19 protein-coding genes are annotated in these 18697 nt (G+C 42.0%); 4 read left to right on the forward strand and 15 right to left on the reverse strand.

Going from position 1 to position 18697, the window contains the following annotated elements; genetic code table 11:
• Positions 1 to 29: 29 nt before the first annotated feature.
• From phoQ to rluE, 7 genes are all read right to left on the reverse strand, one after another.
• Positions 30 to 1493: a two-component system sensor histidine kinase PhoQ gene (phoQ, locus tag ACGF49_RS08065; protein ID WP_228901142.1), complete on the reverse strand. Its 1464-nt coding sequence runs from the start codon at positions 1491 to 1493 to the stop codon at positions 30 to 32.
• A 19-nt stretch (positions 1494 to 1512) separates the two neighbouring features.
• Positions 1513 to 2181, reverse strand: coding sequence for a two-component system response regulator PhoP (gene phoP / locus ACGF49_RS08070; RefSeq protein WP_011147027.1), 669 nt, complete (start codon positions 2179 to 2181; stop codon positions 1513 to 1515).
• Between the two features lie 243 nt (positions 2182 to 2424).
• Entirely contained in the window at positions 2425 to 3795 is a 1371-nt protein-coding gene (gene purB, locus ACGF49_RS08075; protein ID WP_228901143.1) for an adenylosuccinate lyase, read from the reverse strand.
• 23 nt (positions 3796 to 3818) lie between these two features.
• Positions 3819 to 4445 (reverse strand): high frequency lysogenization protein HflD, encoded by a 627-nt coding sequence (gene hflD / locus ACGF49_RS08080; RefSeq protein ID WP_112894185.1) that lies wholly within the window; start codon positions 4443 to 4445, stop codon positions 3819 to 3821.
• Between the two features lie 2 nt (positions 4446 to 4447).
• Positions 4448 to 5551, reverse strand: coding sequence for a tRNA 2-thiouridine(34) synthase MnmA (mnmA, locus tag ACGF49_RS08085; protein WP_387490474.1), 1104 nt, complete (start codon positions 5549 to 5551; stop codon positions 4448 to 4450).
• An 84-nt stretch (positions 5552 to 5635) separates the two neighbouring features.
• Entirely contained in the window at positions 5636 to 6085 is a 450-nt protein-coding gene (locus tag ACGF49_RS08090; RefSeq protein ID WP_113041098.1) for an NUDIX domain-containing protein, read from the reverse strand.
• The gene (gene rluE / locus ACGF49_RS08095; RefSeq protein ID WP_113041097.1) at positions 6078 to 6707 is read right to left on the reverse strand and encodes a 23S rRNA pseudouridine(2457) synthase RluE; all 630 of its coding nucleotides are present in this window, start codon (positions 6705 to 6707) and stop codon (positions 6078 to 6080) included. Before rluE ends, ACGF49_RS08090 begins: the two co-directional genes overlap by 8 nt.
• Before the next feature lie 139 nt (positions 6708 to 6846).
• Between rluE and icd the strand changes: the two genes are divergently transcribed.
• The 3 genes from icd to ACGF49_RS08110 all read left to right on the forward strand — a co-directional run bounded on the left by icd (position 6847) and on the right by ACGF49_RS08110 (position 8719).
• Positions 6847 to 8100 carry an NADP-dependent isocitrate dehydrogenase gene (gene icd / locus ACGF49_RS08100; protein ID WP_387490478.1) on the forward strand — a complete coding sequence of 418 codons (1254 nt, stop codon included), beginning with the start codon at positions 6847 to 6849 and terminating at the stop codon, positions 8098 to 8100.
• A gap of 67 nt (positions 8101 to 8167) precedes the next feature.
• Positions 8168 to 8341 carry a hypothetical protein gene (locus ACGF49_RS08105; RefSeq protein ID WP_158536481.1) on the forward strand — a complete coding sequence of 58 codons (174 nt, stop codon included), beginning with the start codon at positions 8168 to 8170 and terminating at the stop codon, positions 8339 to 8341.
• Positions 8342 to 8344: 3 nt separating this feature from the next.
• The gene (locus ACGF49_RS08110; RefSeq protein WP_113041095.1) at positions 8345 to 8719 is read left to right on the forward strand and encodes a hypothetical protein; all 375 of its coding nucleotides are present in this window, start codon (positions 8345 to 8347) and stop codon (positions 8717 to 8719) included.
• Between the two features lie 224 nt (positions 8720 to 8943).
• Here ACGF49_RS08110 and folK read toward each other — a convergent pair whose 3' ends face one another.
• From folK to folE, 7 genes are all read right to left on the reverse strand, one after another.
• Entirely contained in the window at positions 8944 to 9486 is a 543-nt protein-coding gene (folK, locus tag ACGF49_RS08115) for a 2-amino-4-hydroxy-6-hydroxymethyldihydropteridine diphosphokinase (RefSeq protein WP_113041094.1), read from the reverse strand.
• 77 nt (positions 9487 to 9563) lie between these two features.
• The gene (locus ACGF49_RS08120) at positions 9564 to 10328 is read right to left on the reverse strand and encodes a pteridine reductase (RefSeq protein ID WP_205068526.1); all 765 of its coding nucleotides are present in this window, start codon (positions 10326 to 10328) and stop codon (positions 9564 to 9566) included.
• A gap of 44 nt (positions 10329 to 10372) precedes the next feature.
• Positions 10373 to 11734, reverse strand: a complete 1362-nt coding sequence (locus ACGF49_RS08125; protein ID WP_113041093.1) for a tetratricopeptide repeat protein — start codon at positions 11732 to 11734, stop codon at positions 10373 to 10375.
• Between the two features lie 6 nt (positions 11735 to 11740).
• Positions 11741 to 13396, reverse strand: coding sequence for a condensation domain-containing protein (locus ACGF49_RS08130; protein ID WP_387490565.1), 1656 nt, complete (start codon positions 13394 to 13396; stop codon positions 11741 to 11743).
• Positions 13342 to 15054 carry a dehydrogenase E1 component subunit alpha/beta gene (locus ACGF49_RS08135; RefSeq protein WP_229015643.1) on the reverse strand — a complete coding sequence of 571 codons (1713 nt, stop codon included), beginning with the start codon at positions 15052 to 15054 and terminating at the stop codon, positions 13342 to 13344. The genes ACGF49_RS08130 and ACGF49_RS08135 overlap by 55 nt, the downstream gene beginning before the upstream one ends.
• Positions 15055 to 15088: 34 nt before the next feature.
• Complete coding sequence (locus ACGF49_RS08140; protein WP_011147014.1) at positions 15089 to 15673, reverse strand: 6-carboxytetrahydropterin synthase; 585 nt, start codon at positions 15671 to 15673, stop codon at positions 15089 to 15091.
• Positions 15670 to 16374 carry a GTP cyclohydrolase I gene (gene folE / locus ACGF49_RS08145; protein ID WP_011147013.1) on the reverse strand — a complete coding sequence of 235 codons (705 nt, stop codon included), beginning with the start codon at positions 16372 to 16374 and terminating at the stop codon, positions 15670 to 15672. Before folE ends, ACGF49_RS08140 begins: the two co-directional genes overlap by 4 nt.
• 628 nt (positions 16375 to 17002) lie before the next feature.
• On the opposite strand from folE, the gene ACGF49_RS08150 reads away from it, so the two are divergent.
• The gene (locus ACGF49_RS08150) at positions 17003 to 17902 is read left to right on the forward strand and encodes a LysR family transcriptional regulator (protein ID WP_113041090.1); all 900 of its coding nucleotides are present in this window, start codon (positions 17003 to 17005) and stop codon (positions 17900 to 17902) included.
• Between the two features lie 62 nt (positions 17903 to 17964).
• On the opposite strand, the gene ACGF49_RS08155 is transcribed toward ACGF49_RS08150, so the two are convergent.
• Positions 17965 to 18171, reverse strand: a complete 207-nt coding sequence (locus ACGF49_RS08155; protein WP_146748049.1) for a hypothetical protein — start codon at positions 18169 to 18171, stop codon at positions 17965 to 17967.
• Between the last annotated feature and the right edge of the window lie 526 nt (positions 18172 to 18697).

The raw sequence follows: 18697 nt of genomic DNA on the forward strand, positions 1-18697 counted from the left end.
TCAGTATCAGACTACACTGGCATATTTAACTAATCATCGTCATTAATTTGCTGGCATCGGAACATAACGCAAATTCTGGCACCACCAAGTGGACTGTCACTGATACTGATATCGCCTTTATATTGTTCGATAATTTCAGAAGCAATTGACAATCCAAGCCCTTGACCAGGCTTTAAAGTATCAACACGTTGACCTCGCTGGAAAATCATGTCCCATTTTTCAATTGGCACCCCTGGACCATCGTCATCGACAATAATCATTACCGAATCGTGATCAATCGCCACAGAGATCTCAACAAATTTAAGGCAGTACTTACAAGCGTTTTCCAGCACATTACCCATGACTTCCATAAAGTCATTTTTCTCACCAAGCCAGGTGATTTCCGGTGAGACATCTAACGTGAGACTGACACCTTTACGCTGATAAACTTTTGTTAAAGCGCTGCACAGGCTATCTAGTAAAGCAGGAACAGAAGAGACTTTCCGCATAATAGTGCTGTGTTCACTGCGCATACTGGCACGATGCAGATAATAGCCTATCTGCTGAGAAATACGGCCAATTTGCTCAAGCATGATGGGTTCTGCCTGTTGAATAGTCATTTGTTTGCTGTCACGCAAAGAACGGAGAGTTGATTGTAAAACAGCCAGTGGCGTTTTCAAGCTGTGTGTCAGATCAGCCAGTGTTGTTCGGTATTTTGTATAGCGATTGCGTTCATTATTGAGCAACACATTAAGGTTACGAACTAGCCCCCGCAGCTCTGTCGGTGGATTTTCATCCAGTTTTTCCCGTTCACCTTTTTCTAATGAACTGATCTGATGAATAAGCGATTTAATTGGCCGTAAACTCCAGTGTGCTGCCAGCCAGATTAATGGGATAACCAGAATAAGATTGGCAATCAATACATAACCGAACCATTCCCACACCAGAACCGTTTTTTGTAAATCCTGTGGAATGGTATCAATGACTACAATCGTCAACGCTGGCAAATGAGCTGTCGCACTATATCTGTTGACAGAAACGGAGTGAGTTAGCTCATTATCTTCATTTTCGTCAAGTGAATTAAGTTTACCTAATTGTCCTTGTGTGTTAGCCGAGTTTTTTAGCAAATCCCGGCTGCTTTTTAGATCAGTATCCAGTTCATATAAACCGTCTTCTTTTAACCATTCACTAGGAATAGAGTTTTCGACTTTTGGGATATAGTGTTGACGCCAGAGGATGGTACCTTTGTTGTTATAAATCAGAACCAATGATGGGTTATTCAGTGTGAAATTGGGGGGGACTGAAATATTCAGTTGATTGTTATTCCACTGAGCAAGGCTGAAAAATAGATTACTCTGACTGCGTAGCAGTGTATAAGCGGTTTTATCAAAACTGACCAGGTAACCGACAATGGCAACAATACCGTAAGACATGGTAAGAGCAAGAATAACCGCAGCCGTTGCCATTAAAAACCGGGTACGGAGTGAGAAAGGCTGCTTTTTGTGCTTAAGCACTTTTTTACCCATGAAAGTTTTACACATCAAAGCGATAGCCTTGGCCCCGGACAGTCACGATAGCTTCATAAGGCCAAATATCTAATATTTTTTTTCTTAGTCGGCCGATTAAGACATCGATGGAGTGACCTTCGCGTAGTTCAGCATCGGGATATAATTGGCGCATTAATGACTCTTTAGTGACAACTTTGTCGCTATTACACATCAGTATTTCAATGATTCGGTATTCAAACGCCGTTAGTTTGACGCTCTCTCCGTAAACTGTAAATTCCTTGCGTGACAGATCAATTTTGAAAGGTGGGAATTCAATAATCTGAGAAACCAGCCCATTATTACGGCGTAGGAGTGCCTGCATACGGGCAATAATTTCCTCAAGATGAAAGGGCTTGGTAACATAATCATCTGCTCCTGCATCAAGAACCGTGACTTTTTCTTGCCAGCTTTCGCGGGCGGTCAAAACAAGAATGGGGAGTTTTTCATCTTTTTGGCGCCAGCGACGGATCAAACTCAAACCATCTTCTCCGGGCAAACCAAGATCAACAATGGCAATATCGGGTTCGCTCTCGACCAGATAGTAATCGGCTTCTTTGGCGTTTGCAGCGGCATCAACTAGATGACCGGTGTCGCGAAGCTGTACCGTTAAATGGTGACGCAGTAACATGTTGTCTTCAACGATCAATATCCGCATGGAATAATCCTTCTCAACTCCAGCAGGCAGTTATTGTAATAATCAATTCATTTGGATTGTTATATAGACAAAACTGCCGGTAAAAAATTCAATGTCATGGTTCTGGCTGAATATGTTAGATACATGGATCTGTAACAGCAAGACGTTAAGTGGAAATAGAGAATATAACTTTAAAGTATGTTTGGGATTGGTTTATATAAGGATAGCAACAGACGGATGTTTTATCCGTCTGTTGAATATCAACTACTTCAATTCATCAACCAGTGTAATTGCACGGCCAATATAATTTGCCGGCGTCATGGCTTTCAGTCGTATTTTCTCTTCTTCCGGTAAATCCAGCCCATCGATAAAGGTTTTCATTCCTTCACCATTGACGCGTTTGCCACGGGTAAGTTCTTTGAGTTTTTCATAAGGCTTTTCGATACCATAGCGACGCATTACTGTCTGGATAGGTTCAGCAAGCACTTCCCAGTTTTGATCTAGCTCATCCAGTAGGTGTTGCTCATTGACTTCTAACTTATTTAAGCCTTTCATCGTAGCTTGATAAGCGATCAGAGCATATCCCAGGCCAACACCAAGGTTGCGTAATACGGTTGAATCAGTCAGATCTCGTTGCCAACGGGAAATCGGTAACTTGCTTGCCAGATGACTAAATACCGCATTTGCCAGCCCCAAATTGCCTTCCGAGTTTTCAAAATCAATTGGATTGACTTTGTGTGGCATAGTGGAAGAACCGATTTCACCGGCAACCGTTTTCTGTTTGAAATGGTTAAGTGCGATGTAACCCCAAATGTCACGGTCAAAATCGATCAGAATCGTGTTGAAACGGGCGATGGTATCGAACAATTCAGCAATATAATCATGGGGTTCGATTTGGGTCGTGTATGGATTCCATGTGATGCCAAGTGAAGTCACAAAAGTTTCACTAAACTGATGCCAATCAACCTGTGGGTAAGCGGCTATATGGGCATTATAGTTACCCACGGCGCCATTAATTTTGCCGAGTATTTCGGCTTGTTCCAGTTGACGATACTGGCGTTCCATTCGATGAGCAACATTGGCAAACTCTTTACCAACCGTGGAAGGTGTGGCGGGTTGGCCGTGAGTGCGAGATAACAGGGGTAAGTCTCGATATTCACTCGCCATTTTTTTGATGGTATCAATCATCTGGCGCCATTGGGGTAAAAGTACCTCTTCACGGGCTGTTTGTAGCATCAGCGCATAAGCTAGATTGTTAATATCTTCAGAAGTACAGGCAAAGTGAATAAACTCAGAAACTTGATGTAGTGCAGGAACATGCGCAACTTTCTCTTTCAGAAAATATTCCACTGCTTTGACATCGTGATTAGTGGTGCGTTCGATAGTTTTAATACGCATTGCATCCTGCTCATTGAAATTTGCGATAATTTCATTCAGGTAAGCGTTTGCGTCTGTATCAAAAGCGGGAACTTCTTTAATTTCAGCACATTCTGCCAGTTTTTGCAGCCAACGTACTTCAACCTGCACGCGGAATTTCAGTAAGCCAAACTCACTAAAAATGGTACGTAATGCGCTGACTTTATCGCCGTAACGGCCATCGATTGGAGAAACAGCAGTCAGTGAGGATAATTCCATTGGTAGCAACTCCCGGATTTTATTTAACAATGAGAAAGAATATCTTTCGCCTGTTGGATCAGGCGTTGACGAGAAAACATTAATTGCAAGCGACCACCGCCAACTTGTTGCCATAAGACCGCACAACGGACGCCAGCCAGTAGAATAGCCCGGACTTTCGCTTGTACAAGTGGATTGCGCAGAATATCAGGGGAACCAGTTACTTGGATTCGTGGGCCTAATGGGCTGATAACATCGACATAAATACCGGCCAGCGCATTGAACATCCCTTCTGACATGGGTTCGAAATATGCCTGTTGACGTTCTAGTAAACTGATACGGTTACCCAATGCATCGGAAGCTGCCTGATTTTTAATTAGCCGGCGCTCCAATGCTATCAGACTCAAGATATAGCGGGTGAGATCGGCAGAAATACCATTGTTAGAGCTATTAAACATCCCTAGCATTGCGTTCAGACCAATTTTCAGATTGCGTTCATGATTGCCGAACACATCTAAAACAGATGCCGGGTTGGTGTTTAAAATGCTATTAACCATAGTGGCAACAGCATCAGTATCACACTGGTTTTCATGAGAAAGTTGTTGTACCAAGCGACCTGACTGGCAAATTCCCGCCAGCGCTAGTGTAATGTTGTAATAATTCTTTGCCACAATTACTCCTGCAAACGTTGTTCGATCACTCCACCGCCAAGACAAATTTCACCCTGATAAAAGACGGCTGATTGGCCGGGGGTGACTGCGGCGACAGGGTTAGCAAAACGGACTTCTATTTTATCTTCGTTTATGGGGGTGACAGTGCAAGGAATATCTTGCTGACGATAACGTGTTTTGACGACGCAATGGATTTCTTCAGTTAATGTCTGTCTGTCAACCCAGTGAAGTTGCTGAGCAATAAGGCCGGTAGACATTAAACGGGGGTGTTCATGCCCCTGTGCCACGATCAGGATGTTGTTCTGAACGTCTTTATCTATGACATACCACGGCTCTTCGCTGCCTTCTTTCGTTCCACCGATTCCCAGACCTTTACGTTGACCCAGCGTGTGGTACATCAGCCCCTGATGTTCACCAAGGGATTCTCCATCTACTGTCATAATCGGGCCTGGTTTGGCTGGTAAATAACGGCCAAGGAAGTCACGGAATTTGCGCTCGCCAATAAAACAGATACCGGTGGAATCTTTTTTCTTTGCCGTCACCAGACCAATTTTTTCAGCAATACGACGGACCTCCGGTTTTTCCAGTTCACCGACCGGAAATAGGCTTTGAGCAATTTGCTGGTGGCTCAACGTGTATAAGAAGTAGCTTTGGTCTTTATTGTTATCTAGCCCACGTAATAATTGGCTTTTACCGTTAATATCTCTGCGGCGAACATAATGACCTGTTGCGATATAATCCGCGCCTAAATCCTCAGCAGCAAATTCCAGAAATGCTTTAAACTTAATTTCTTTGTTACATAGAATATCTGGGTTAGGTGTTCTGCCTGCTCTATATTCAGAAAGAAAATGTTCGAAAACATTATCCCAATATTCGGCAGCAAAGTTGACGGTATGAAGTTCGATGCCCAACTTATCGCAAACGGATTGGGCATCAGCCAGATCAGTCGCGGCTGAACAGTACTCTTCATCATCATCTTCTTCCCAATTCTTCATGAACAAGCCAGCCACTTGATAACCTTGCTGTTGTAGCAAATAGGCGGAAACGGAGGAATCTACACCGCCGGACATGCCGACAATGACTTTTTTCTGGCTGTTATCTGACATGGGAATCTCACTGGAGAAAAAAACAAGCGCCGTACTTTAACACGTTGCAAATCGGGGTGCATCAAACGTATCACTGTTTTGTTATTAAATAAACGGAGAAACATAACTATCCAGTAGGGTGACAGGATGCTTTTCGTTTTGCAGGTAACAGCGAATACTTTCTGCGACGAGTGGAGAACGAAGATAATGGCTACTGAATATTTGCTCTGCTGTAACCCAATGGCAACTGTCAATATCATGGTCTTGTGGATGGGTTACGGTTTGTTGTTCCATTTCAACCAGAAACAGAAAACGGATAAAGGGGGTGCCGTCTGGTGCAACCCACTGATGAACTTTCAGCAGTGCTTGCGGCTTAGCCTGAATACCGGCTTCTTCCCATAATTCGCGTTCCGCCGCTTGTAACAATGTTTCACCCGCTTCAAGATGACCAGCGGGTTGATTCCATACTGCTTTGCCATTAATTGTCTCTTCAACTACCAGGAATTTATTCTGGGCATGGACAACACAGGCAACTGTGATGTGGGGGCTAAACAAAATTGATCTCCTTCCATTCTCCGGGTTTCATCTTGCCTAATTGTAAGTTTCCCATACTAAAACGAATCAGCCGAAGTGTAGGAAAACCGATATGTGCTGTCATTCTGCGCACTTGACGATTTCGGCCTTCATAAAGTGTTATTTTTAACCAGCTTACCGGAATATTTTTACGTTCACGAATCGGTGGATGGCGATTCCAAAGCCATGTCGGTTCATGAACTAACTCGACACCTGCGGGTAGGGTAGGCCCATCTTTTAATATGATGCCATTGCGTAACTTATCGAGAGAGATTTCATCTGGAACGCCTTCAACTTGCACATAATAAACTTTGGCTGTTTTTTTATTCGGTTGGGTTAGCTGTGCTTGAAGTTTACCGTCATTCGTCAGAATTAATAATCCTTCACTGTCACGATCTAAACGCCCGGCAGCATACACATTAGGGAACGGGATAAAATCTTTTAACGTTGTTCTGCCCATTTCATCAGTGAATTGGGGTAAAACATCATAGGGTTTGTTAAATATCAACACTCGACGAGGTACTGTTGGTTTTTTGACAGAATGCGATATTTTTCTTTGGCTGAATCGGTTAAGTTTGTGTTTTTTAATAGCGAAATTTGTCATTATAGATCACTGAATAAAATGGAAGGGGTATTATACATTAGTCTGCTATCAATTGGCGTTCGCAGAATATTCAAGTAGTATTGACACGTCCCTTACAAAAAATTAACAAGGTATTACGCTTACTTGAAAGGAGAGGTTAATGGAAAGCAAAGTAGTTATTCCGGCGGAAGGTAAAAAAATAACAGTCGACGCTAAAGGTAAACTGGTTGTTCCGAATAACCCGGTCATCCCTTATATCGAAGGGGATGGGATTGGTGTCGATGTTACCCCTGCAATGTTGAAAGTTGTTGATGCAGCGGTTCAGAAAGCCTATCAGGGTGAGCGTAAAATTTCCTGGATGGAAATCTACACCGGTGAAAAATCGACTCATGTATACGGTAAAGATGTTTGGTTGCCGGATGAAACGTTGGATCTGATCCGTGAATATCGCGTCGCCATTAAAGGTCCTCTGACGACGCCGGTTGGTGGCGGTATTCGTTCTCTGAACGTAGCATTGCGCCAGCAATTAGATCTGTATGTTTGCCTTCGTCCTATTCGTTATTACCAGGGAACGCCAAGCCCGGTCAAACAACCTGAATTGACCGATATGGTTATTTTCCGTGAAAACGCGGAAGATATTTACGCCGGTATTGAATGGAAAGCGGGGTCTGTTGAAGCGGATAAAGTGATCAAATTCCTGCAAGAAGAGATGGGCGTAAATAAAATCCGTTTCCCACAGCAATGTGGTATCGGTGTGAAACCCTGTTCTGAAGAGGGCACTAAACGCTTAGTTCGTGCTGCCATCGAATACGCAATTGATAATGACCGTGAATCTGTCACTCTGGTTCACAAAGGCAACATTATGAAGTTCACCGAAGGTGCTTTCAAAGATTGGGGTTATCAGCTTGCTCGTGAAGAGTTCGGCGGTGAACTGTTGGATGGTGGTCCTTGGGTAAAAATTAAGAATCCGAAAAACGGTAAAGAGATCATTGTCAAAGATGTCATCGCAGATGCGTTTTTACAACAGATTCTGCTGCGTCCTGCTGAATATGATGTTATCGCCTGTATGAACCTGAATGGTGACTATATTTCTGATGCACTAGCTGCTCAGGTTGGTGGTATTGGTATCGCTCCGGGAGCAAACATCGGTGATGAATGTGCTCTGTTTGAAGCGACTCATGGTACAGCACCTAAATATGCCGGTCAGGATAAGGTGAACCCAGGTTCTGTGATTCTTTCCGCTGAAATGATGCTGCGTCACATGGGGTGGATAGAAGCCGCAGATCTGATCGTGAAAGGTATGGAAGGCGCGATCGCGGCGAAGACCGTGACTTATGATTTCGAACGTCTGATGGAAGGCGCTAAGCTGCTGAAATGCAGTGAATTTGGTGACGCGATTATTCAGCATATGTAATCTGTCATCTTACGAAAACTTCACGGTAGTTAATGCTTCCGTGGGGTTTTCTAAATTTTGCCAGTGAGTGTATACCCTATGGATTTCAAGATGCATCGCGACGGCAAGGGAGAGAATCCCCGGGAGCATAGGTAACTATGTGACCGGGGTGAGCGAGTGCAGCCAACAAAGAGGCAACTTGAAAGATAACAGGTATATACTGAGATTAATATTCGTTCTGTCTAATAGGGAAAGGGAGTAAAAAATGAGTGGCTCAGATGATAAAAAAATAGAGTTTAACACGAGTGATGTACTGAATGCTCTCTTACATCGAGGGCAGAATATGCAACATCTTGCAACTCAGGAAAATGTTGATAATCTGCGCCGTGAGACCGAAGTTAACTTTGCATCACTTGATAAACGCTTTGAATCTATTGATAAGCAATTCGAATTAATAGATAGACGCTTTGAATCTATTGATAAACGCTTCGATGTTATGGATAAGCGTATTGAATCCATAGATAAACGTTTTGATAAACTTGAAGGTAAATTTGATCGACTTCAATGGTTTATTGTTGCTGCGGCGCTGGCGTTGCTATTCAAAGAATATATTTTTAAGGCGGCGGCTGTTATCCAGTAACTTGCAACCTCTTGCAAGTTACTGCTAACTCATTCTTCTATCCATTATTTCCTCCCTTTTTCATCGCCTTTTGCTACGGTGTTTTCCAGCTCACACTGAAACGGTCTGAGCTGTGTTGAATTTTTTTGCTCTAATAACCCATTATTATGAAACTATATTTATGAATCATTCATGTTAATACACAGAAATTTGATTGATAACAATGTGTTGTTTTTGCCCCTTTTCTAATGAATGTTAGTAGAAACAGATCGAAATGTTTGGTCGAAATGAGATATGTATTTTTCTTTTTCATAAAGTGTTTGCAATCTTTGCTCAAGTTCATTAATCGATGCTTTAAGGAGTGGATGTTGTGTTTCAGGTAATAAGTCATTGAGTGGTGTCAAAACAAAGAAGCGCTTATGAAACCTCGGATGAGGAACAATCAGGTTCTCCGTAGATATAATCTTATCCCCGTATAAGAGTAAATCAAGATCCAGCGTTCGAGGAGCATTGACAAACGAGCGTTTCCTGCCGTTGAGAGTTTCAATACTTAGCAACTCGGTGAGCAAAACTACCGGTGGGAGCGATGTCTCAAAGACAACAACGGCATTCAAGTAGTCTGGCGCCCCTGTACTGTCAATCGGTGCTGTTTTATATATCGGACTAAATCGGAAGTTTGTACTTTCCCTCAATGCCAGCAAATAATTTTCTGCTGCTAACAAGTTGTAATAAGGCTGACTAAGATTACTTCCAATTGCCACTGCTGCTATGACTTTTTCGTGCTTCATATCATATTTACTCGCAAAAAATTAAATCACCTGACACTTATTCCATCATGAAACCGTATGTTGCTAGAGTGGAATTTTTATCTGGAAAGTATTGCACCGCCATCTATCCTGATGATGTGACCTGTAACATACTCTGAAATTGCAAGAAATCGTACCGCCTCAGCGATGTCTTTGCCATCACCAATTCGGCCAAGGGGGATTTTTTTCAAAGTAGTGAGTTTTTCGCTATCATCCAATTTATTACTCTTTTCAGGCCACATGATAGTTCCCGGAGCGACGCCATTCACCCGGATATTTGGGGCTAACTCTAAAGCGAGTGCTTCTGTGAGTAGTGCAAGGCCCGCTTTTGCAGCACAATAGACAGGATATCCTTTTAGAGGACGCTGAGCATTGATATCTACAATATTGACTATGTTCCCACGAACCTGATGCAGCCAAGGCATGGCAGTTTGGATCAGAAAAAACGGTATTTTTAGGTTAATATCGACCAAATCATTCCATTGGCTATGGGAAACAGATCCAATTTCTGTTGGGTAATAGGTTGAGGCATTATTGACTAATATATCCAATTGTCCCCATTCGCTTATTGTTGCATTTATGACGGGTTCACAATTGCGTAAATCACTCAAATCGGCTTGCACGGATATTGTAGAGTGGGCTCGTATCGAATTTAATTCCTGAACGAGTTCGTTGGCCTCTAATTGGGATGTATTACAGTGTGCCACTATATTGAATCCCTCAGCATGCAATGTTTTTGCGATAACAGCGCCTAATCTTCTGGCAGCCCCCGTGATCAGTGCAACTCGTCGCTTTCGCATTGATGTAGAATGTTCATTTTTCATATTGATTTTCCGTAATTAAAGTAGATCTCACGAATACAGATAAATTAAGTTTCCATATATTTGTGAACAATCATTTCATTGATTTTTACCCGATTCAAAAATGAAAGGCGTCTGGTATCATCAAGAATACGACGAGCTATACTCATTACCACATTATAAGCTTCTGATAACCAGTATTTTTCCTGCTCCATATCTCCACAGCTGATTGCTACGGTATAGTGGTTCATGTAGATCTCCTGTGTACGGAGAGCGGGTAGCCATCCCATGCGAATGAGCATATCAATAGCAGATTGGCTATATTTTTTGGCAGCGTCAAAGTCATTTCGGCTGAGGGAAATTTGTCCCATAAGCGATAAAGAAAGAATTTTGCTACGATATATTCCTGCTTGGTGTGCTTCAGAGATATTTTCCTGCAAGATTTCTTCGGCCAAGGAGATATTTTGTTTGGACGGACTACTTTCTCGTTGTAAAAGAAATTCTGCATAGTAATTTCTGACAAGCGTTATTAAAGGTAAGTTGCGAGCCAATCTGCTCTCTTTCCACCCTGTTATGAGGTGTTCACGTGCCTTGTCATATTTTCCCCACTCCATATAGACCTTGCCAAGGAGTGCACGATTATTCGCATTCCATGCGTGTGGCGTTTTCTCAGGGATGAAATATTCAAGGCTGCTGAGTAGAAGCGACTCAGCGGTTTCATAATCTCCTAGACTGATATGGACTTGTGCTAGGTAGTTGCAGAAGATGGAAATGTCGAATTTGATGCCGAGGTGCAGGCTTGACTCGTAAACTCTGGACAGATGTTTCATAGCTGCTTCGTAGTTTCCAAAATCGAACTCGCAAACTCCATGTATCGAAGAAATAAAATGGATATACCTTTGGTTTTCCAATGACAGTTCATGACTTATTGGACTTTGATGCAGGATATCGTGGGCTTGCCGGATCAATTCTCTCCCGTGCTTAAGGCTGATTTTCATGGTTTTGTGGCCTAATTCAGCTAATGCAAGGGCTTTGATATAGGGGGTACAACTGTTTTCAGCCAAAATGATTGCATCTTGTATCGCCAAGATTGCTGCTTGTGATGATTTTGTATTGGCGAGGTACTTTCCTTTGAGAACTTTCAGCTTAATATGCGTATCAAGTGATATTTTCTTAGTATAATAAGTTTCTGCCAAGGAGAATAGATCATGTCTTGTCCATTTCTCAGTGAAAGGGAGATGGCATTGTTGATTATAAATGTCATGTATAAACAGTAGCATATAAATACAATCTAGAGTGATTTCATCTTGCAGACAATACGGTTCATTTGCAGCCTTGAGCTGTGTGTAACAATATTTGGCGCAGTGTTCGAAATCTTGACGATTTAATGCTTCGTGTGCTAATCGGTGTAATTCTTGTGCTGGTATCATGCTTGATTACTCAATGGTTTCACAAGTATCTTTAAGTTTAAGCAGCGTAATACTGCTCTCCGAGCATGCTTTCCGAAGGACTGCTGTGAATGATCGAACTATGGATTTCACTGTTTTCTCTTGAAAGAGATCAACGTTATATACTAGCTTTGCACATATATTTTCATGCTCTACAGATATCCATAGCGTCATATCTAAAACTGTACCGTCAAAAGGTTCTCTGCCACGCCCTATATCTAAGTTCACGGGTATGATCTCGATGTTTCGTAAGGTCAATTTTGCGTTGGGAAGCATGATTAACATGACCTGAAAGATGCGTGATCGTACTTTGGGTTTTTCAGGAGGCGCGAGTGCATCGGCAATCGTGCCGAAAGGCCAATCAATATTATCCTTTGCATCCAGAGTGATTCGGCGTATCGATTCAGTCAGTAATGTGAATTCTTGTGTATCTTCAACGAATATGCGTGCAGCCCAATTGTTTGCAAAGAAACCGAGGTTGTTTCCATATTCCGGTTGTCTGTTGTCCGCCGCGGTGCCAATAACGACTTCTTGTTGGGATGAATAATGGGAAAGAACAATTGCCCAAGCTGACATAAGAATCGTATAGGGTGTGGCTCCTATATGGCGGCTGAATTCAAGGACACCAATCTCTTGTGGGATCTGAAACACTTCTGATGCGGAACATCTTGTTTGATAGATTTCTGATTGATTGCATATAGGGAGAGCGAGTAGGGAAGGTGCACCTTCCATTTTATGTTTCCAGTAACTTATTTGACGTTTTACAGATACATCACGGATATATTGTTGTTGCCAGTTAGCATAGTGGCGATATTGTCGTTGTAGATCTTTTGGCAAATCGACTGATTTGTCACCGTACGCATGGGCATAGAAAGTTGATAATTCGGCAGCGAGAATTCGAATAGACTCACCATCTGCAATCAAGTGATGTAGACAGAGTGTTAAAACCTGCTCGTCTGCTTTGAGAAGAATCAGGCTTACGTGAAACAGCCAGTCGCCTACATTCCAGATACATTGTGAATTACGTTGTAAGGTGGACATTAATTGTTCGTCTTGATCTTCTTTGGCTATTGCAGAAAGGTCAATTATCTCAATTGGCAGATCGGCATCTTCTTCAAAGTACCCAATAAATGAAGCGGTGGTCCAATCGAATCGACTACGAAGGATTTCGTGTCGTTTTGTTAGGTGATGTAGTGCTTGCCTTAATGCCTCTCTATCGAGATGACCAGTGAGCCGATAAGCGCGGAAAAGGTTATAGTCAGAGGGATCTCCATCAGCGCATAATTTGAGTAATCTCTCTTGTTGAAGAGAGAGTGTAGCGTAGTTATCCGGCGACGCAGGTAAAAGATCGTCAATGTTTTGTGGTGTTTCATCAATCAACTGTATAATTTGCTGGGTGAATTTTTGAAGGGTGGGGTTTTCGAAAAGCAATCGCAGAGGTACAGCAACGGCAATATGAGCCGCGACTTGCGATATCGTGTGGGCAGCCTTCATCGAGTCACCGCCGAGTTTGAAGAAATTGTCCGATGGATTCACTACTTGGCATTCAAGCTGTGATTGCCAAATATTGCTGATATCGTCAGCTAATTTTAAATTTGTCGGGGAAAGGATATATGCGTATTCGGATATATCTGGAGTGGGCAGATAACTTGAGCAATCACATCGTGTTCTACGAAAAGTTCTTCTGCTACATCCACCAGTAGATCGCTCAGCCCACCATAACCGAAGATTACAACGTCGACGTTTGTTGACAGAGGGCTTACAACGACCGCTGGGAATGGATCGTCAGAGGCATAGCTTGTGAACCCCAATGGAGCATTTCGAATGCTCTTGGTATAGAGGATTTTATTTTCAATAAGAAGGACAGGACCTTCCTCCTGTTTTGCAAGTGTTTTATAGACTATTGCCGGATCGATAAGATTGTTAATTGCCAGTATCGTCAGACCTGGTATTCCCATGAAATGCTTTTCCAGAGTTTGACTATGGGTAGGTCCGTAACCGCGGCCAGCGCCCATTGGTGTCCGGATCACTAATGGAACTTTCACCTGATCGTTGTACATGTCCCTGAACTTGGCTGCGTGATTCAATATTTGGTCAAACGCTAAAGTCAAGAAGTCGCCGAACATGATTTCCACAAAAGGACAATATCCATGCATGGCGAGCCCACATCCGATGCCGACAATAGCGCTTTCGGAAATGGGGGTATTTATGACTTGTCCGGGAAAGCTATCGGATAGGCCATCGGATATCTTAAATGCGCCGCCATAAGGTGCTTTCACGTCTTCTCCTATGAACAGGATATTTTTATCCAGTTCCATGATTTCCAAAAATGCCTTATTGATTGCACGGGATAGCCGAATCTTAGACCCTTGGCTGGGTAGAGGATGAAATGTGGAAGATCTCGATTGCAATTGTGTTTCAGCGCTGTAAAACGGTGATGAGCGAGCCTGTTTTGCCTTTCTTATTGCATCATTTACTCTTTCTTGAACTCCGGCGACTTCTGTCTCCAATTCAGCAGCATGCTCACGCAGAATGACATTGATGGGATCAATAGTATTAAAGTGTTCGATTTCATCTATGTTTCTTAGATCGTCTCCTTTGGAGTGAGCTTTGAGACGGTAAGCATCGATTTGTAGAAAAGCGGGGTGCCTTTGGTTTCTAGTATAATTTATCAGCTCTTCTGTCTCAGCTATCAGATGTTCCCAATTCCAAACATCAGATTTCGCATATCTCATTCCAAAAGCCTGTGCGCGTTTGCTTATGCTGCCTGATAATGTTTCTGATATATGAGTAGATTGTGCGTATTGATTGTTTTCTAACACGATCAATAGTGGTAGATCCCACTTTGCTGCGATATTTAATACTTCATATACGACACCCTCTCCGAGAGTGCCATCTCCGATAAACGCTATTGAGATGGAATTATCATGGCGTAACTTCTTGGCGAAAGCTGCCCCGGTTGCTACCGGTAAGATCCCGCCTTGAATCCCGTTAGAAAAAAATCCCTCTTTGCATAGATGTTGACTTCCTCCACGGCCTCCACACACGCCGGTTTCTTTTCCCATCACCTCTGCGATCAGTCCTGTAACATCGCCTGTCCGTGAAAGAAAGTGGCCGTGACATCTATGATTGGAGAATACCCAGTCATTTTTTTTCAGAAACTTGCATACTATTGCGCCTGTTAACTCTTGCCCAATGCATGTATGCACTGTTCCATGGAGCTCTCCAGTGGAATAAAGACGTAACAATGCTTCTTCCGTTTCTCGTATTAGTAGAGATGTCCGTAAGATATCGCTGTCCATATTCGTCAACCCTCATTCATCGTGATTCATTACTTTATAAGCGCTCATGAGTAGAATCGGATGTCACAACATTTCTTGAGTCATATTCAAACCGGCCCATTGCCTGTGAATAAGCTTTGAGTTCCTCAAACCGTTGACTGAGAAATGCGCTGCGTTCTTCTTCATGAATCGACTCGGCATTGCAATCTGTAAAACAATTGGGTGTTTCATAGAGTCTGATGTGATGAATTTTTAGGTTATCCCATTCATTAAAAAGAACCTCCATAGTGAGGAATATTTCTTTGGCAATATTCTCAACTGTTGGATTACAGTACTCCCCATGACGATTTAAGCTCATCAGTCGGAATTTACTGCGTGTAGCATGAACAGCGGATATGAAGTCTGCATCCTTGGGATTAAGAATTGAGGCGTGATCCAGAAACTCATCAATCCATGCGGCACCTATGCGCTTTATCTCTTTGAAATCTATCGCGTATCCAATTGGTTGCATCTGTTCAAATGAGAAAGTAAGTTCATACAGATAAGTGTGTCCGTGGATATTGAAGCATTTGACCCTTTCATTCATTACGCGATGAGCGGAATCAAAAGAGCCTTTGCGAGTAATATATTGAATTGTCATGCAATACCTCTAATCAATTCATAGAACTCTTGTTTTGCCGGTGAATCAGCTTCAGCGAATGCACCTGAAAACATTTGTGTCTTCATACGGCTTCTCTGGTGGCGTACACCTCTGCAACGTACACAATTATGCGATGCATCGACTAATACTGCGACGCCTTGGTTTCTTTCACATACTTGGTTTACAGCATTGTGGATTGCTGCTGTTAACCGTTCTTGTATGAGCCCACGTCTGCCGAAATGTTCGACTATTCGATTTAACTTTGACAAGCCAAGAACACGCCCGTATTGACTTGGCATATAGGCAACGTGAACATAGCCACTGATTGCTTGATGATGGTGAGAGCACATGGAATCGAGCGCTATCCAGCCGTCGAATACAATGCCATCGTAGTTATCTGCCGGAAATGTAGTGATGGGTCCCATTGGTTTGTATCGGCCTTTCCATAGGTCAAGAACATAAGCCTTTGCAACACGTCTCGGTGTGTCTTTTGAGTTAGGATCATTTTTCCAGTCAACGCCAAGAGCAGTCAGGAATTCTCCGAATGATATAGCAGCTTCATCTATAATAAGGTTAAGTTCTGTTTTGGTTAGAACCTCATTGGGTCCGTGTAATGCGCGCTTTTTTGCTAATTGCATGGATATTCCATCGGCAAATCCATGTGTGGCAACTTCCAAGTCTCCTGGTTCCACCGTCGGCATAGGCACCTCGTTATTGTAACTAAATGGTTCATTATGATCCGTTTGGAGAAACGCATATTTCCATTTAACGGATCGATATTTAACTTCTTACTATCTGAATTCTAAATAAAATAATGGTGGGTATCATGTCCTTTGCAGTCATCTTTAAGACCTTTTAGGTCTTAATCAGGTAAGCTGATATTGGTATCCTATTTTCTGGTTCCACTTAGTTATTGGTGAAATCGTGCATTCAGTCGGATCTGTTTGGCCGTTTTTTCGGTTTTTTATATGAATATTTAATAATTGGCTTTCTAGGGAATGGGTATAGTTAAGGGAAGAGTGAGCTTTATTTATTGTTATTGTAAATGTATTGACGTACAGTTTGGTAAATATTGATTAAATAAATTAATGAATTTAGGGGTATCTAGATAGCTAACTATTGAGCGGTTATTTCATGTTTACTCAAAGGAGGTTTTATGTAATTTGGCATTTATAATAATGGGAGATGTCACCCCTGATCTAACCTACGGGACAATACCAATTAAAGCTGAACGTATTTAGATGATCTGAAAGAACAAATTCAAATTAAAGAAGCGTTTAGAAAGAATAGGCATAAGTCTGTTTAGTGAAAGATTGAGGTTACATATATATGAAGTTACGACATTTACAGTGTTTTATAGTAGTAGCAGAAGAATTACATTTTGCTAGAGCTGCGGAACGCCTGCATATAGAACAATCACCGTTATCAAGAATAATCAAAAAATTGGAAGACGATCTTGGTACGATGTTATTCGTACGTACTACAAGGAATACCCGGCTCACACGTGCAGGGGAAATTTTACTGGAGCAAACTCCTCGCATCTTTTCAGTACTCGGTCAGGTTCGTGATAGTGTGAAAGCGGTTGCGGCCGGATTCCATAGTCAGCTTCGTATTGCGTTATCTGATGGCGTTACACCATCCAAATTAGCCGAGCTGTTAGCAAAATGTCGTGAGGACGAGCCGGAGACGGATATTCGTTTACACGAGGTACCTTTAGCTCAACACATGAATGGATTACGTGATAACCTTTTTGATGTGGGATTCGCTCAATCTACGATAGTGCGAGATGGCATCATCGCAATACCGGCTTGGTATGATTCGTTGGTGGCGGTTATTCCCGCTAGGCATCCGCTTTTGGCATATAAAGAATTGCAGCTGAATGAATTTTTGCGCTATTCACTGATTGTCTGTGGTCAGGAAACTCACGAGGGATTTCTGAAACAAGTTCTGTCTATATTCCAAAATGCAAAGTTAGTTCCATATATCTCCGAAAAGGTTGCCAGTTTTGATCTCTTGTTAACTTTAGTGGCTGCCGGGTATGGGATTGGTGTGGCAGGAGAGTCACAGATCAACTTGGCTCGGCATGGCGACGGCGACGTTGCTATAAGACCATTCGCTGGTGGTATTCCTAAACTGGTGACGTATATGCTTAGGCTTGACTCCCCGTTAACAGAAGAACTTGTACGGTTCAAAGAAAGGGTTGGAAATTTGTACCACAATGTTTATTGATCCTGGTAGGGGAAAAGGGCTTTAAAACTCTGCTAGTACTTAAAAGTGTAATTCGCAATTTTCTAAATTGGTAGGAATTGCGAACTTATGGCAAATATTTGGCTATTTTTTTCCAATAATCCGATGAGAGTTTTCATGCCAACCAAAGTAGGAGACTTAAGATTTCTATCTTGAGAAGGCGTTGGATGATTAGTTTGGTTTGATGAACGATAATACCCGTTATCTTTCAAGTTGCCTCTTTGTTGGCTGCACTCACTCACCCCAGTCACATAGTTATCTATGCTTCCGGGGATTCGCTCCCTTGCCGTCGCGATGCATCTTGAAATCCATAGGGGATATGAGAAGTTAAAACTGGATAGTTAATTTAATAGCGTGTAAAAATCTTTATTATTGGTATATTTAGGCAAAACCGCTAACGGGAGTTTGTTCTCCCGCTGGTTTTATAACTGTAAATAAAGTAATTACTGTATAATATTTGAAATATTATTATTTAGTTATTGTTTTTCCTTGTTAAGAATTTTTTCATATTCCTCCCAAACGACAGATAATGGTGAACTTAAACAACAAATGGATATTGAACCTCCTGATGGAGGGTGATATTCATATTTAGACCTCCCACGATAGACTCTTATAGGTAAATTGTTATCAGTGGGATTCTTCCTTTTTCTTCTTAACATCATTCATAACCTCAACGTATATTGTTTAAATTATGCATTTAGAATAAAAGTGAGATATTTATACAATATTAACTTCATAAACATATTTTTTTTGTAAAAGATAACAAATGAAAATATT

Origin of the sequence: Photorhabdus sp. RM96S (assembly GCF_042879335.1) — a bacterium.
GTDB classification, from domain to species: domain Bacteria; phylum Pseudomonadota; class Gammaproteobacteria; order Enterobacterales; family Enterobacteriaceae; genus Photorhabdus; species Photorhabdus kayaii.